Annotated in this window: 15 protein-coding genes and 1 pseudogene; 6 read left to right on the forward strand and 10 right to left on the reverse strand. The window is 55.3% G+C overall.

Features of this window, described 5'->3' with window-relative positions:
• The first annotated feature begins 9 nt into the window (after window positions 1-9).
• Entirely contained in the window at window positions 10-627 is a 618-nt protein-coding gene (locus tag ACR0LY_RS06020) for a helix-turn-helix domain-containing protein (protein ID WP_174820408.1), read from the forward strand.
• 166 nt (window positions 628-793) lie between these two features.
• Here the strand turns inward: ACR0LY_RS06020 and ACR0LY_RS06025 are convergent.
• Both ACR0LY_RS06025 and ACR0LY_RS06030 read right to left on the reverse strand, forming a co-directional pair.
• Window positions 794-1,499, reverse strand: a pseudogene (locus ACR0LY_RS06025) (IS6 family transposase).
• Between the two features lie 263 nt (window positions 1,500-1,762).
• Window positions 1,763-2,350 carry a TetR/AcrR family transcriptional regulator gene (locus ACR0LY_RS06030; RefSeq protein WP_170348203.1) on the reverse strand — a complete coding sequence of 196 codons (588 nt, stop codon included), beginning with the start codon at window positions 2,348-2,350 and terminating at the stop codon, window positions 1,763-1,765.
• A gap of 87 nt (window positions 2,351-2,437) precedes the next feature.
• On the opposite strand from ACR0LY_RS06030, the gene ACR0LY_RS06035 reads away from it, so the two are divergent.
• Genes ACR0LY_RS06035 through ACR0LY_RS06045 form a run of 3 tightly spaced genes read left to right on the forward strand, consistent with a single transcriptional unit; the run spans window position 2,438 to window position 4,708 of the window.
• Window positions 2,438-3,544 (forward strand): NmrA family NAD(P)-binding protein, encoded by a 1,107-nt coding sequence (locus ACR0LY_RS06035; RefSeq protein ID WP_170348202.1) that lies wholly within the window; start codon window positions 2,438-2,440, stop codon window positions 3,542-3,544.
• A 47-nt stretch (window positions 3,545-3,591) separates the two neighbouring features.
• Window positions 3,592-4,164 (forward strand): carbonic anhydrase, encoded by a 573-nt coding sequence (locus ACR0LY_RS06040; RefSeq protein ID WP_170348201.1) that lies wholly within the window; start codon window positions 3,592-3,594, stop codon window positions 4,162-4,164.
• Between the two features lie 55 nt (window positions 4,165-4,219).
• Window positions 4,220-4,708 (forward strand): hypothetical protein, encoded by a 489-nt coding sequence (locus ACR0LY_RS06045; RefSeq protein WP_170348200.1) that lies wholly within the window; start codon window positions 4,220-4,222, stop codon window positions 4,706-4,708.
• Window positions 4,709-4,956: 248 nt separating this feature from the next.
• On the opposite strand, the gene ACR0LY_RS06050 is transcribed toward ACR0LY_RS06045, so the two are convergent.
• The 8 genes from ACR0LY_RS06050 to ACR0LY_RS06085 form a co-directional block, all read right to left on the reverse strand.
• A complete protein-coding gene (locus ACR0LY_RS06050; protein ID WP_174820407.1) occupies window positions 4,957-6,627 on the reverse strand; it encodes a GMC family oxidoreductase in 1,671 nt (556 codons plus the stop codon).
• Window positions 6,628-6,794: 167 nt separating this feature from the next.
• Window positions 6,795-7,502, reverse strand: coding sequence for an IS6 family transposase (locus tag ACR0LY_RS06055; RefSeq protein ID WP_170348199.1), 708 nt, complete (start codon window positions 7,500-7,502; stop codon window positions 6,795-6,797).
• 296 nt (window positions 7,503-7,798) lie between these two features.
• Window positions 7,799-8,368 carry a hypothetical protein gene (locus tag ACR0LY_RS06060; protein ID WP_170348198.1) on the reverse strand — a complete coding sequence of 190 codons (570 nt, stop codon included), beginning with the start codon at window positions 8,366-8,368 and terminating at the stop codon, window positions 7,799-7,801.
• Between the two features lie 153 nt (window positions 8,369-8,521).
• On the reverse strand, window positions 8,522-8,623 hold the full coding sequence (locus ACR0LY_RS06065) for a DUF2474 family protein (RefSeq protein WP_170348197.1): 102 nt from the start codon (window positions 8,621-8,623) through the stop codon (window positions 8,522-8,524).
• Window positions 8,620-9,621, reverse strand: a complete 1,002-nt coding sequence (cydB, locus tag ACR0LY_RS06070) for a cytochrome d ubiquinol oxidase subunit II (RefSeq protein WP_170348196.1) — start codon at window positions 9,619-9,621, stop codon at window positions 8,620-8,622. Before cydB ends, ACR0LY_RS06065 begins: the two co-directional genes overlap by 4 nt.
• Complete coding sequence (locus ACR0LY_RS06075) at window positions 9,621-11,003, reverse strand: cytochrome ubiquinol oxidase subunit I (RefSeq protein WP_217360538.1); 1,383 nt, start codon at window positions 11,001-11,003, stop codon at window positions 9,621-9,623. The genes cydB and ACR0LY_RS06075 overlap by 1 nt, the downstream gene beginning before the upstream one ends.
• A gap of 404 nt (window positions 11,004-11,407) precedes the next feature.
• The gene (locus tag ACR0LY_RS06080; protein ID WP_058283947.1) at window positions 11,408-11,698 is read right to left on the reverse strand and encodes a glycine zipper domain-containing protein; all 291 of its coding nucleotides are present in this window, start codon (window positions 11,696-11,698) and stop codon (window positions 11,408-11,410) included.
• A gap of 143 nt (window positions 11,699-11,841) precedes the next feature.
• Window positions 11,842-12,855, reverse strand: coding sequence for a helix-turn-helix domain-containing protein (locus tag ACR0LY_RS06085; protein ID WP_480640638.1), 1,014 nt, complete (start codon window positions 12,853-12,855; stop codon window positions 11,842-11,844).
• A gap of 390 nt (window positions 12,856-13,245) precedes the next feature.
• Between ACR0LY_RS06085 and ACR0LY_RS06090 the strand changes: the two genes are divergently transcribed.
• Together ACR0LY_RS06090 and ACR0LY_RS06095 are read left to right on the forward strand one after the other, a co-directional pair.
• Window positions 13,246-13,626 carry a hypothetical protein gene (locus ACR0LY_RS06090; RefSeq protein ID WP_170347760.1) on the forward strand — a complete coding sequence of 127 codons (381 nt, stop codon included), beginning with the start codon at window positions 13,246-13,248 and terminating at the stop codon, window positions 13,624-13,626.
• Complete coding sequence (locus ACR0LY_RS06095; protein WP_170349366.1) at window positions 13,623-14,840, forward strand: HlyD family secretion protein; 1,218 nt, start codon at window positions 13,623-13,625, stop codon at window positions 14,838-14,840. The genes ACR0LY_RS06090 and ACR0LY_RS06095 overlap by 4 nt, the downstream gene beginning before the upstream one ends.
• Window positions 14,841-14,986 lie beyond the last annotated feature (146 nt).

Below are 14,986 nucleotides of genomic sequence, written 5' to 3' on the forward strand. Positions count from 1 at the left end.
TCTGAAGTCATGAAAAGTGACGTGTCTCAGACCGACGCCCAAAGGCTCGGCAGTGAAGTTCGCGAAGTGCGCAAAGCGCGTGGATTGACCCTACAACACCTGTCCGAGGTGGTGTCGTGCTCCAAAGCCTATCTCAGCCGAATTGAACTTGGGGCGGCCAAGGTGTCGAACGACCTGCTTGGCGAAATCAGCGATGCGCTTGCAGTTGACCCCAATTGGTTCTTTCCCAAACAGGAAGGCAACGGGCCTCTTGAGCGAAAGCACGTCGTGCGACGCGAAAACCGTAGGGCGCTGTCCGCGATGTACACGCGCTCAACTGATGAATTAGGTTTTGAGGACGAGTTGCTTTCAAGCACATTGTCCGGCCATTGTTACTTGATCCTATCACGGTTCCGCCCCGGCGCAGGAGAACCACCCGAGCCACTCGAAGGCTATTCTTTTGAAGGTGAGCAACACGCCATAGTTCTTAGCGGTGAAGTCGAGCTGCGCCTTGGCGATGAAATCATTGTCCTTCGTGAAGGCGACAGTTTTTCCTACCCCTCGATGATCGCACACCGCTTTCGCAACCGAACAGATAAAGAGGCCTCAATGGTCTGGGCGATGTCACCGATACGAATTACTTGGTGACTGTTGTCCGGAGGTTACCAAAGCCAGAAATTTTCAATTGTATTGTGAAAAGTCGGCACACTGACCGGCTCAATAGGCAGTCAGAAGGTGGTCGATTTCGCCTTTTTTTTGGCGGTGCTGTCAGACAAATTCGAACCAGTCTCAGTTTACCGCGGAAGCTGCGAACCTATTCGGAACAAAGTTGACGCCACTCGCTAAGAGCGGCGGCGGGTCAGCTTGAAGGTATCTCAGCTTGCGAGCGATCCTTCCTGGTTGAAGTGGTTGTAGATAGAGGAGTGGACCGAGACGAATTTCTGCAAATTTCGCATGCGCTTGAAACGTTGCATGGCGCGTTCGCGTCGTCGAAACGGCAGGTGCGAGTTCTCGACGCGGTTGTTGAGCCACCTGCCCGTCTGCTGTTTTTCGAGCGCGCCCAGCTCTCTGAGCGCGGTTCTGTATGAGGCGAAGCGACCGGTGACGACGTTTCCAGCTTAACCGTGTCGCTTCATCAATTTCCTGAGGAAATTCAATGCAGCTTACTTGTTTCGGCGTTTGGTGACGATTGCTTCCAGCACTTCACCCTCATGATCGACAGTCCGCCAGAGGTAGTGTCTCTTGCCATTCACCTTCAGGAAAACCTCGTCCACGTGCCACTTCCATTTGGAGAACGCGCGCGGTTGCTGAACACGCTTCCGTCTGATCTCAGCAGCAAACATCGGGCCAAACCTGTTCCACCAATACCGGACAGTTTCGTGCCTCACGTCGATGCCTCGCTCGTGCAACAGATCTTCGACATTCCGAAGCGAGAGCGGGAAACAGATGTACAGCATCACTGCAAGGCGGATGACCTCGGGACTGGTTTTGAAGTATTTGAAAGAGGCGGGTCTGGTCATGGGCAAAAGCTAGGCAACCGCCCTGCCCCGCTCAAGCGAAGTTAGTCTGACAAGACCTTCCTTTGGGCTCCTTCGCAGTCATTGGCAGACCTGCAGCATTACGCCAGCCGACGTCGGCCCAGAGCCGACCTTGACCACAGGTTCTGATTGCGGCTGTGCGGCCCGTCGAAGCTGCCATTCGCTGCGACTGCATGATCGACGACAGAACGAATTCACACAACGCACAACATAGCCGCCAATCTCGCGGAATACCCTGCCGCAGTTTAAGACCTGCCTTTCGGCCAATGATCCTGCAGCAAAACTATGGCAGTGCGTCCGGCCTCCAGAGCTCGGTCCGCCTCCTCTTCAGTTCCTGCCAAACGAGCCAGAGTGATCGTACCCATCAGGAGTGCCATCGCAGCCAGGCCCTGGTCCGAGCCGGTTTCCGGCGTGTCCCGCAAAAGGGCCGCCATGCGATCCGAAGCTTGAGCGCCCGCGTGCCGAGATGCGCCCTTGGTGCGGGCAAGCTCGGTTCCCATCGCCGCCAACGGGCATCCATGCCGACTGTCTTGAACATGAGCTTGGGACAGGTACTTGGCTATGTAGTCCTGGCGTTCCTTCCCTCGCCCTTCGTTGGATTCCTCGCGTTCCATGCCTGAAACAACATCGTCGATCGCGTGCCGGAAGGCTGTCGCGATCAAATCCTCTTTCGACTCGAAGTGCCGGTAGAAACCACCATGTGTCATTCCGGCTGCCTTCATGACGTCAGCGACGCTTGTCGCTTCGACCCCGCGTTCGCGGAACAACTGTGCTGCAGCATCCAGGATCCTGTTGTGACTGCGCTTTTTTTCCGCTTCCGACATTCTCGGCATTTTCGCGCTCCTAGGCGGGGTTGACAATTAAGATTACATGTATCATCTAAATTATAGATTGCAAGCATCATCTAAAGGAGTGCGCCCGTGCCTGCCAAGCCTAAGATCCTCGTCACCAGCGCAAGCGGTAAGACCGGGCTGCAAGTCGCGCTTCAGCTCAGAGCCAAAGCCTATCCTGTCCGCGCTTTCATACGGCAGAGGGATCATCGCTCTGATATTCTCGAACGCGCGGGCGCTGAACTATTCGTGGGTGACCAGTATTCCCTGAGCGACATGCGCTCGGCGATGAAAGGCGTGCAGCGGGCGTATCAATGCGCTCCCACAGCACCCAATGGGCTGCACTTCAGTGCGGTCTTCACCGCTGCGACTTACGAAGCAAAGGTCGAACACGTCGTTACACTTAGCCAATGGCTTTCGAGCGTAGATCACCCATCACTGTTTACACGTGAAGTATACTTGGGCGATATCCTGATCGGCATGCGTCCCGAGATGTCTGTGACCACGGTGAATGTCGGCTGGTTTGCCGAAAACTACCTGATGGTACTGGGCATGGCGGCCCATCTTGGGAAGTTCACGATGCCGCTCGGCGACGGCGACGTGAAGAAGAATGCCGCCCCCTCAAACGAAGACATTGCCCGCGTGGTTGTCGGTGCCTTGACGGATCCGGCACACCATGCAGGCAAGACTTATCGTCCCACGGGTCCAACGCTGCTGTCGCCCAACGAGATCGCCGAAGCAATGGGCCGCGCGCTGGGGCGGCGGGTACGCTATGCCGATATTTCCGAACGAATGATGGTCAAGGCGCTGAAAGCCCTTCGCCCTGCAAACTATTCGGAAGCGGCAGTCACCCAGCTTGCAATCTATTCAGAAGAGTACCGGCGAGGCGCCTTCGCGGTGAATGCCCCAACCGAAGATGTGTTCCAAGTCAGCGGACACGAACCTGAAGCCTTCGAAAGCATTGTACGGCGCAAGGTCGCTGAACAACCCGACCTGGTGCGCAGCCTGTCCCGCAGCATAGGCGCGATCGGCATTTTCCTGAAGATTCTCACGACGCGCCCGTTCGATCTTGATCACGCTCAGAAGCAGCGAGACTACGTGCAGCTCTCACCCGCTTCGTACTGTCAGGACAATGCGGCCTGGACAGAAAAGCACCAACCCAAGGACGTACAAACCGAACCGAAGCGTGTTGCCTGAGACCGCAAACGACGAAGGATTGCCCCCCAAGACGAAAGGACCTCTTCATGAACGTTCAGGACGAACTCATCACCCGAAACCAGGAATTCGCGGCGGGCTTTGACAGTGCTGACCTGCCGATCCTGCCAAAGTTGCGAACGGTTGTTCTGACCTGCGGTGATGCCCGGGTCGATCCCGCGCACATCCTCGGACTGGAGCTTGGCGACGCGGTTGTGATCCGAAACAATGGCGGACGGGTTACGCGCGCCGCAATCGAAGAAATCGCCACCCTCGCCTTTCTTGTGAGCGCTATGACGGAGGGCCGCGAACAGGGGTTCAACGTCATCCTGATGCAGCACACACAATGTGGAGCCGAGCGGCTGTCTAATCCGGACCTTCAGGACGCGCTGTTGAAAAAGCTTGGGATTGACGTATCCGAATACGCGATCACGGATCAGGAAAGCGACCTTTCGGCAGACATCAAGCGTCTAGCGGCAGCACCGGAGGTACCGGACGCGATCACCGTCTCGGCCTTGCTTTACGATGTCGCCACTGGAAAAGCCCAAGAGATTACTCCTGCCGCTTCACTGGGGACGATCCGGGCCGAGGCGAGCGTATCGCAAACTGCGGCTCGAGCATGAAGGTCTGCCCACCCCCTATTCACGTAAACAGACGCATATCGAAAGGATCGATCAGATGACCCCCACAGTGATATTCCTTCTTCAATTCGCGATGAGTCTCTTTGTCTTTGCTCTGATCGCGGCATGGTACGTTGCACCTTGGCTTGCACGGCTGTCGGTGGCTGCGGCGCTCTCAATGCTGCTGCTGCCGCATGCTTTCCGACACATCGGAATGAGCTTCATGGTACCAAATCTCAACAACGGAGGTTTGCCCGAGGTGTTCGCAACCAGCGCCAGCTATGGCGATCTACTCTCGGCGTTTCTGGCAATCGCCGCGCTTATCGCTTTGCGATGGAGATCAGTGGTTGCCCTTCCGTTGGTGTGGGGTTTCAACATCCTTGGTACTGTCGATCTGGTGAACGCCTTGCGCCAGGCCGAGGCAATTAACTACTTTGGCCCCACTTGGTTCATTCCAACATTCTTTGTGCCGGTACTTTTGGTCACGCATGTGATGATCTTTGCACGGCTGTTGAAGGCAGATGGCCCCAAGACAGCCTCGGCATGAGAGGACAGGTATTGTTCCAGGGCAGGCAGCGCTGCTGCCCGCCCCAACTGAGTCTCACGGCCCTTTCCGGACCTTCGTCCCACCCTCACGATGCTGCAGCCGCAATCCGGTTACCGGTCTTTCGCTGCGATTGCGCGCTATGGTGCTGTCCGAACTCACAGTTTGGGGGACGAAGCGTAAATTCGCTACAGTTGACGCAAAAGTCAGCTTAGATGCCCAGTGTGCTGTCAGCGACCAGAAAGCCTGAGTCAACATTCAACAGAATTGTATCGCGCGCGCTCCTTACCTGTGCGGACCGCCTCTTCGTGCATCGGTTTCAACTGTGGTGCACTCCGCATGAAATCCACAGCCCTGGCCGCGATCATCATCGTAGGTGCATTGAGATTGGCGCTTGTAATCTCTGGCAAAACCGAAGCATCCACTACGCGCAAGGCTTCAATTCCGTGCACACGAAATTTGTTATCAACCACCGCCAGTCCATCATGGCCCATCCGACAGGTGCACGAGGGATGAAAAGCGGTTTCCACTCTCTCGCGCAACATGGCCTCGATATCCTCACTTGTTCGACAATCGGCACCCGGAGTCATTTCCGCGCCGCGAAATTCGTCAAAGGCCGGTTGCGCCACAAGCTCTCGCGCGCGGAGCACACCTTCTCCCATTTCGCGCAGGTCGTCGGGGTCGGCAAGATAATTGAAATGCAACCTTGGTGGTCCCCGAGGCGTGGTGCGGTTAAGTTCGATGTAGCCTTTCGTTCGTGGTCTTGCATGATCTACGTTGACTGAGAACGCCTGATTGATCGTGATACGATCCCCTTGAACCGTAAATCCCAAGGGGGCGAAATGGTACTGAAGATTGGGATGGGAAACATCATCATTGCTGCGTATGAGGCCACCCGCTTCCCATATGTTGGACGTAGCGATGCCCTGGCCGGTCAGGGCCCATTGCACCCCTGCGGTCGCCCTGACTAAAGGATTGCCGATGCGGTGAAATGCAAGCCGTTTGCGGCAGGTAAACTGCAGCTTTATCTTGGCATGATCCCGAAGATTTTGGCCAACGCCAGGCAAATCAGCAAGAACTTGGATGCCGCAATCACGCAAATGATCCGCCGGACCTATACCGGACAACATGAGCAATTGAGGCGAGTTGATCGCTCCGCCACACAAGACAACTTCTCGTTTCGCCCTTACAGTCTTATGCTCCCCAGCCAGCTGGAACGTCACACCCTCAACGCGGTGACGGCGAATTTCCAGTTTTTCGACATGGGCTCCAGTTTGCATTTTAAGGTTCGGGCGCCGTAATGCCGGGGTCAGGTAAGCTGTTGCGGCGCTGCACCTGCGATTGCGGCTTTTCGTAGCGTCATAGCGCGCCACGCCCTCAGGATGCTGGCCGTTCAGATCATCACTTGCTCCCTGTCCGGCTTGTGCGCCAGCCTCAAGAAAAACGTCGTATAGTGGGTCAGTGTTATCTGTGCGCGTTACTTTTAGAAGGCCCGAGTTTCCTCGCCAATCATTGGCTCCTTGATCATAGCTTTCGGCTGCCTTGAAATAAGGAAGGCAGTCGGCATACCCCCAGCCCGCAAGTCCATGATCGCGCTCCCAGCGGTTAAAATCGTCTGGATGGCCACGCATATAGACCATTGAATTGATCGAAGAAGACCCTCCCACAACTCGCCCTCGCGGGGTTGGTATCCGGCGGCCATTCAACCCGGCTTCGGGTTCCGATACGTAATTCCAATTGATCCGTTTGTTTCGGAAGGCCCGATAAACTCCGGCGGGAATTTGTATCATGACGTTACGGTCAATTGGCCCGGCTTCGAGAAGTAAGACAGAAACTGACGGATCGCGACTCAATCCTTCGGCAACGACACAGCCGGCCGAACCGGCGCCAACAATGACAAAATCGTATTCGTCTATCTTCATGCAATCCCCGAAACATGCTCATGCACAATGCATTAACTCTGTCAGAGAAGAAAGAAGTCCATACACAGCCTGAAGTTTAGACCAGTGTCTGCTTTAGGTCAGATTGCAGCAGTTGGTGCTGTCAGACTAATTCGAACCAGTCTCAGTTTGCCTCGGAAACCGCGAACCTATCCGGAACAAAGTTGACGCCACTCGCTAAGAGCGGCGGCGCGGGTCAGCTTGAAGGTATCTCGGCTGGTCAGCGATCTCTCCTGGTTGAGTTGGTTGTAGACGGAGGAATGGACGGAGACGAATTTTTGCAAACTTCGCATGCGCCTGAAACGTTGCATCGCGCGTTCGCGTCGTCGGAAAGGAAGGTGTGAATTCTCGACGCGGTTGTTGAGCCACCTGCCCGTCTTTTGTGTTTCGAGCGCGCCCAGCTCTCTGAGCGCGGTTCTGTATGAGGCGAAGCGATCCGTGACGACGTTTTCCGCTTTACCGTATCGCTTCATCAATTTCCTGAGGAATTTCAGTGCAGCCTGCTTGTTTCGGCGTTTGGTGACGATTGCTTCCAGCACCTCGCCTTCGTGATCAACGGCCCGCCAAAGATAATGCCGCTTACCATTTACCTTCACGAAAACCTCGTCCAGGTGCCACTTCCATTTAGAGACTGCGCGCAGCTGCTGAACACGCTTTCTTCGGATCTCAGCAGCAAACGTCGGGCCAAACCTGTTCCACCAATACCGGATAGTTTCGTGGCTCACGTCGATCCCGCGTTCGTGCAGCAGATCTTCGACATTCCTAAGCGAGAGCGGGAAACGGATGTACAGCATCAGCGCCAAGCGGATAATCTCGGGATTGGTTTTGAAGTACTTGAAAGAGGCAGGTCTGGTCATGAGAAAAAGCTGCGCAACACCCCTGCCCCGCTCAACCCAAGTTCTTCTGACAAGACCTTTTGAATGATCCACACGAGCGTGAAAGCGTACTCTTCCCGCACACATGGGCAGCCGAAAAGGCGCTGCCGCAGTTGCAGGAGCACATTGCAACCTTCGAGGAACACCCTCCAATCCCACCGGGAACGCCTGATCCGTACGAACCACCCAAAAACTGAACGGCGGCTTTGTCCGCAAAGCCGTCATCCGACATTTTTTGTCAGATGACCGCGTTGAGCCCAAAACGAAAGTTTACTCGCCTAAGGCGAAGCGAGTGGTTTTGGACGATTTTGCATTAGCCTGATCCCAAGTAGCAGAGACAAACATCCAAACGCCAATCCCATAGCGAGGGCATTGGCAACGAAGATACCGCCAAACAGGGATATCGCTGTTCTTCCCGCCTGCTCGATAGACGTGTCTACTACGATCGATACCCAGTCTTTCAGGTATAATGCGAACAGGATCGAAAGCCCTACGGGCGAAATGATAAGCGCTGCACCGAGAGAGGCCAATCCTCGCCCAAGGACGGCTCGCAGTGTTGATCCTTTCAGTACTATTGCGGCTGTGGAAGCAAAGACGACAAGCGCAGAGAGCAGGACGAGCAATATGTGGACAATTGGGAAGAGGTCTTTCGTAACAGTTCCTGTAAGGGCCGAAGTGAATGGCAATAGAACGAAGGTCGCAAACCCTGCTGCAAGGAGCCCTGTGAATAGCTTTGGCAACATGCCAGACGAGCGGCTATCGCCCAGCTTTTGTTGCTTAGGTAGAGTGGGCAGAGCCGGGTCAATCTGATCCCACTTCACAGACATTTGTTTTTGACGAGAAAGCATTACAGCCCCCTTGCATTGTTAAGTTTGAGACGACCCAGCCAGCCGCGTGTTATTGAAAGTCTGGTGAGCTGGAACGGGGTTTCTTTCGGCGCTTGGACTAATGTTTGCGCGAGCTGGACATGCCGACGCGCGAGCATTGGTATCTTTGCAATTTTAGGTGATGAACAACCTGATAACGTAAGCGACATTGGCTAGGCACAAGACGCTGCCGAACCATATCGCGCCGAACCAGAAAACTTGCTTTATCAGTTTCAATGGAAGCTCTCCTCTGGATCGATCTTTCCGCGGAATACCCAGTACGTGTAGGCGGTGTAAGCAAGGATCACAGGCAGCAGAATGACGGCTCCGACCAGAGCGAAAGCCAAACTGCTGTCAGGTGCTGCGGCTTCGGCAATCGTGAGGCTTGGGGGTAGCATATAGGGATAGAAACTGATCCCAATGCCAATGAAGCACACGACGAACAAGGCAATGGCGCAGAAGAAGGGCTGATAGTCGCGCTGTGTCTTCAGGCCGCTATGAAGCATCCAAGTAATGAGAGCAACAACAGCCGGCACACACACAGAGAAAACTACACCGGGCCACGAAAACCATCTGATCAGATAGATCGGATCTTGGAACGGGGTCAAAAGACTGACGAGGCCAATCAACCCGAGCGTCATGAGCATCAGTGGACGTGCATAGGAACGCATCTGGTGCTGTATTCCGCCCGTTGTTTTCATATTGAGCCAGGTCGCGCCCAGCAAGGCATACCCGATCACCAAGGCCACACCCGATAGGACAGAGAACGGCGTCAGCCAATCCCACTGTGCACCTGCGTACAGCCGATCTTCGACCGGAATGCCCTGGACCAGCGCGCCAAGCGTGATGCCTTGGCAGAAGGCAGCCACGGTTGAACCGCCGTGAAACGCGACATCCCACAGCCAGCGCCCACGCACCGTTCGCCACCGGTATTCGAAGGCGACACCGCGGAAAACAAGCGCAAGAAGCATGATGATAACGGGCAAATAGATCGCGGGCATCACCACGGAATAAGCCAGCGGGAAAACAGCGAACAAACCTCCGCCGCCCATGACCAGCCAGGTTTCGTTCCCGTCCCATACCGGAGTGACTGAGTTCATCATAACATCCCGATCTTTGTCGGTTTTCGCGAATGGAAAGAGGATTCCAATTCCAAGATCGAAACCGTCCAGGATCACGTAGGTTAAAACGGCAAACGCTATTATGCCTGCCCAGATTGTCGAGAGTTCAAGCATTACGCCGCCTCCGCCATAGTCGGGATTTCAATAGTTCTGTAATTTTCCCGAGGACCTTCGGCGGGTGCTTTGCCCATGAGGCGCAGCATGTAGAACGTGCCCGCTCCGAACACGGCGAAATACACTACGATGAACGCTATCAAAGACGCGGCAACAGAAGGTGCATCCACTTGTGAGAGTGAGTCCGAAGTCCGCATCAGCCCGTAAACTGTGTACGGCTGGCGCCCCACTTCGGTGGTGATCCAACCGGCCAGTACCGCGACAAACCCGCTGGGTGCCAATAGAACGGATGTCCTCTGCAACCAGCGATCGTCGTTGAGACGGCCGCGAACCCGCTGAACAAGCGACCACAAGCCGATACCCAGCATGGCAAAGCCGATGGCGAGCATGATGCGGAAGCTGTAGAATACGATCGCGACCGGGGGTTCTTCGTCGTCGGGGATAGTGTCCAGCCCGTCAAGCGGCGCGTTGGGGTCATGTTTCAGGATCAGCGATGATAGTTTCGGGATTTCGATGGCATAGTCCACGCGCTTTTCATCTTCGTTTAGAATGCCGAACAGGATTAGCGGTGCACCTTCGGGGTGGCTGTCAAAGTGACCTTCCATCGCCATCACTTTCTGCGGCTGATGCTCCAGCGTATTCAAACCATGAAGGTCGCCGGCAACGATCTGCAGAGGGGTGATTAGAACGGCCATCCACATTGCCATCGAGAACATTCGGGTGATCTCAGCCGTGCGATTGCGCCGCAGCAAATGCCACGCCGCAACCCCGGCCACCACAAAAGCAGTGGTGAGATAGGCGGCAAGAACCATGTGCGTCAGGCGGTAGGGGAAGGACGGATTGAAGACAATCGACCACCAGTCATCGGGAATGAACTGCCCCAGTTCGTTGATGTCAAACCCAGCTGGGGTTTGCATCCAAGAATTGACTGACAAGATCCACGTAGCCGATATCAGAGTGCCAAGAGCGACCATCGCTGTGGCCATCATGTGCAAGCTCGGACCGACGCGGTCGCGACCGAAAAGCATAATGCCGAGAAAGCCTGCCTCCAGGAAAAAGGCTGTCATGACCTCGTAAGCCATCAAGGGCCCGATTACAGGGCCTGCGGTATCCGAGAATGTGCTCCAGTTCGTACCGAATTGGTACGACATCACGATGCCGGACACGACACCCATCGCAAAACCAACTGCGAAGATCTTTTTCCAGTAGTTGAACAGGTTGAGGTAAACCTTGTCCTTGCGCCACAACCAGAGGCCATTGAGGACGGCCAAGAAGCTCGCCAAGCCGATGGAAAAGGCCGGGAAGATGATGTGAAACGACACAGTAAAGGCAAACTGGATGCGTGCCAGAGTCTCTGCGTCAAAGTTTGCGAATAAGTTCATTGCCGTTTCCTTTGGCATTGGGTTGCAAAGTGCGGCAGTGAACAGAAGTACCTCGGCTGCCAGCTCATCGATGTCATTCAGATGAGCCGGATTTGGGTTGTTGCCTGTTTCAGTTCATTTGGGTTCTGGACGGTTGTTTTTGGGTTTTGGACAAAACCCAGTTCCCATTGGCTGGGACTGAGGCTGAAAGTTGAAACCGCGCCTTCAGGAAACAATTGCGTTCGAGGGCTCAAAACAAAGTTGCCACCCGGCTCGTTTGTGAGCTGGATGGCAAGCTATCAGAAACTGTGCGAGTTCTGTGCGGGATGGTCAGTCAAACTGCGTCTGGATGCTAACAGCGCATGCTGACCGGTCGGGTTTGTTCGGCTGTGTTTCTCCTTGTTTGCTTCACTGGGGGTGGTGTCTTAGTCGTTCCAGTCTTTGTGTTCTTCTTTAAAGTCGTCGCGACGCTCCTGGGCTTCGTCCTGCGCGTCTTCGAAATTGTCCTTTTGGATCGCGCCGCCTACGGCTCCGACTGCGGCACCAGCGGCCGCGCCACCTACGATGCTTTCGCCTGCGATACCGGCGACAGTGGCGCCGACAACTGCACCCTTGATCGCCTTGTCGGTGACGTAGTCAGCATGAGCTGTTGCCGCCATGGTGATCAGAAGTGCGCCTGAGATCGGGGCGATAATGAATTTCTTCGAGGTCTTCATAGGGTTCATCCTTGTTCTGGGTTAGCAACCACCGTGGCTGCTGTGTGCCATTGAACTAGGTGACCCGATGGCCCGCTTTCTTTTGGAGACGGGACAAGGTTTTGTGGATCTTGGACATCTTTCGATCCCCGGTGCCAGTCCCTCTAGCGGCCAGCTTTACGGAATCTGGCAGGCGTTTCACCTGTCCAGCGCTTGAACGCCACCGAAAAGGCGGCCTGATCCGCAAATCCAAGCATGAAGGCAACACGGGCAACACCCTCACCGCTACGCAGCATGCGTTTGGACAGGTCGCACAGCACACCTTCCAGAAGAGCCTTAAAGCTTGTTCCCTCGGCCGACAGGTGCCGTGTCATGGTCCGACGCGTCAGGCCAAGTTCTCCGGCTATATCGTCGCCGTTTGGTATCGGTCCGGGAAGACGTTCGCCGAGCATATCCATTATGCGGTCGGACAGACTACGGACTGCATCAGGCTGCGCCTTCAGTTGCTCTTCTCCGTGCCTTCGTAAATGTCCCAATAAGGTGGGGTCTGCCGTTGGTATCTTAAAACTCATGCCGTTTGTGGGCAGGGCCAAGGCGTATCCAGACCTGAAGCCTACGACTTCACATCCCGCCAATTCGGTCAGCCGGCGGCAGTGCTCGTCGTCGTCCGTTTCCAACTCGATAGAGATCGGGGCAAGCCCGCCAGAGGTGATTTGTTGAACTCGCTTATAAAGGCCGAATATCAGCATTTCGCGATGACGAGGATATTGATGTGCCGGGATTACATTGCTCTCCAGAGTGATCCTTGGCTCGTCGGGCGCCCCCACCACGTCCAGACTCAAGTCAGGGTCTTGCATTGCGTAAAAACGTTGCGTAAGCGCCAGCGCGTCTTCGATCGTTTCGGCTGCACGAACGATGTAAGCCAAAAGCGTTCCGGGACCTTGCGCCGAAAGCCCAACGCGCGCGGCAAAAGTTTTGTCTTCCAAAACCCGGCAGGCAGTTTCAACTGCGCCCGCCTCATGTAGCAGCTCGACAGTTGCGTCGGGGCTATCGCCGATATCAACGGGTGCCCCCGCCATTTCCAGGACTTCGGGAAACGGAATGCGCGCGCCGGGTTCTTGAGAATAACGCAGCCCGACGTTTCGCAGTCTGTAAGTGCTGATGCGTGGCACTTTCACGTCCTCCCCTGAATGGCACGCAACTCCCGGCAGTCACAGCAATTGTCCAGAAGCCAACAACAAATGTCCAGAACCCTCAGGATTGCAGGCGCGACGACGGTTAGGTCCGGGTCATCAGAAAGGAAACGACCATGATCTACTTCGCAAGGTACTACCGCGTACTGAAGGCAATCCAAAACTCCGCCAAGCAAGAGTGGTCCGGGGGGAACATCCACGGTCTGCGCAGTTCGCCACTTGGCGAGAAAACACCGAACGGACGTCGTTGGGATCCACCCTACGCCCCGCAGGAACAGCCCACAGAACCCGCACAACAACCAACCGAGAATTGACGTTCTCCAAACACTGAAAATCTACATGCGCAGCGTGGCTGCGTAACAAAAGGACTGAAACATGAAACCACCCGCGTTCCTGATGGCGCCCTTAGTTGGCGTCATCTCAACTCCGGCCTTTGCCGCTGGCGGCGATCCCAGATGGTGGGTCGCGCCCAACCAAACCGACACCTATGCATGGGTAGGCTTGGTCGTTCTCGCCCTTGCGATCCTGCTGGTCGTACATCTGTACGCGCGCTTTGAACGTTACACCGAACACAAGTCAATCGGCACTCCGCTGCGCACAACTATTCCGACAATGCTCACTGTCGCCTTGGCGTATGAGCTGATGCCTGCCCTGAGCCACTTCAGCAGTCTACTGCCGGGTGCCTTAATCCTGACCGCAATCGCTCGCGACTTCATGTTGTGGTGGCGTCCATCGAAAGAGGAGTTGGCAAAATGATTGAGCTTCTAGTAACCTCTTTTCCGTTTGTCCTGCGCGTGATTTACCTGAAATGGCGCGGGCTACCGGTCACCCTCTACAATGTTCACCGAGCGCTCTTCATGTGGTTCGTTCTCGCCCTGATCGTGTTCTTTGCTGTATTCTACTACTATCCCAAGTCCTACACCGGCCTCGTGCCATTCAGAACTGTTCCGGTCGTCGCCGAGAACGGCGGAACCGTTACGGACATCTATGTAAAGGGCGGCGATCGTGTCGAACCGGGCGATCCGCTGTTTGCAGTCGAGAATGCGTCGGAACAAGCCGCTGTAGATTTTGCGATGCGCAAAGTTGAAGAGATTGAAAGCGCGAAACTGGCCGCTGAGTTGCAGGTCCAGACCGCGCAGGCCGTGGTGGATGCCGCAGTTACCGCTAGAGAACAGGCTGAGCTGGTGCTGATGGATCACGAGGCACTTCAAGCAAAGGGCTCTGCGGCATTTCAAGTGAGCCAGCTGGAGCGCGCTCAAGCAACTTTGAGCACTCGGGAAGCTGAGGTTGAGGCTGCTGAAACGCAACTTGGTGTAGCGCAAGTTCAGGCGACGGCTGTTCTGCCCGCCCAACTTGCATCGGCGCGTGCATCGTTACAGCAGGCTCAGGTGGAACTCTCAAAGACCCTGACGCGCAGCTCTGTCGATGGTGTAGTTGAACAAGTTACCCTGAATGTTGGTTCACGCGCAGCGCAAGCCGCAATGAGCCCCGCCATGCTGATTGTACCCGACCGAAAAGATGTAGAGAAAGGACGCGTCGTAGCCGGCTTCTCACAGGTTTCTCGCACCGAACTGTACGAAGGTATGGCCGCAGAGGTGGCATGCGAAAGCAACTTCAACATCTCGATGCGCAACACCGTTCTTCCTGCAAGGATCGTACGTATTCAGGAGCAGATTTCTTCGGGTCAGCTCGCGCCTAGCGGTCGCCTGATTGAGCCGAGTGAAAAGGCAAAACGGGGTCAGATCGTTGTGCATCTCGATCTGGTGCACCCAGAACACCGCGAACTTTTGGTGCCAGGTAGTGGTTGCATCGTCCAATCCTACACCACCAAATTTGAAGGTGACATGGAAGGAACACTTGTTGCCCACGGGATCCAGGCTATGGGTATCATCAAGGCAGTCGGTCTGCGGGTTAAAGCTTGGTTCGGTCTGACTTCAGGTATCGGCTTGATCGGTGGTGGACACGCCTGATTTTCCAAAGACCCTCCTATTCAGCAAATGCGGCTCCCGATAAACGTTGGGAGTCGTTTCTTCTGTTTTGTGAACAGATCACATGCCAAAAAAATGTGAGTTCTGTTTCGGCTTTCTGATACCCGGCGAACGGTAGGTAGGTCCGC

Source organism: Ruegeria sp. BC5, assembly GCF_056539205.1.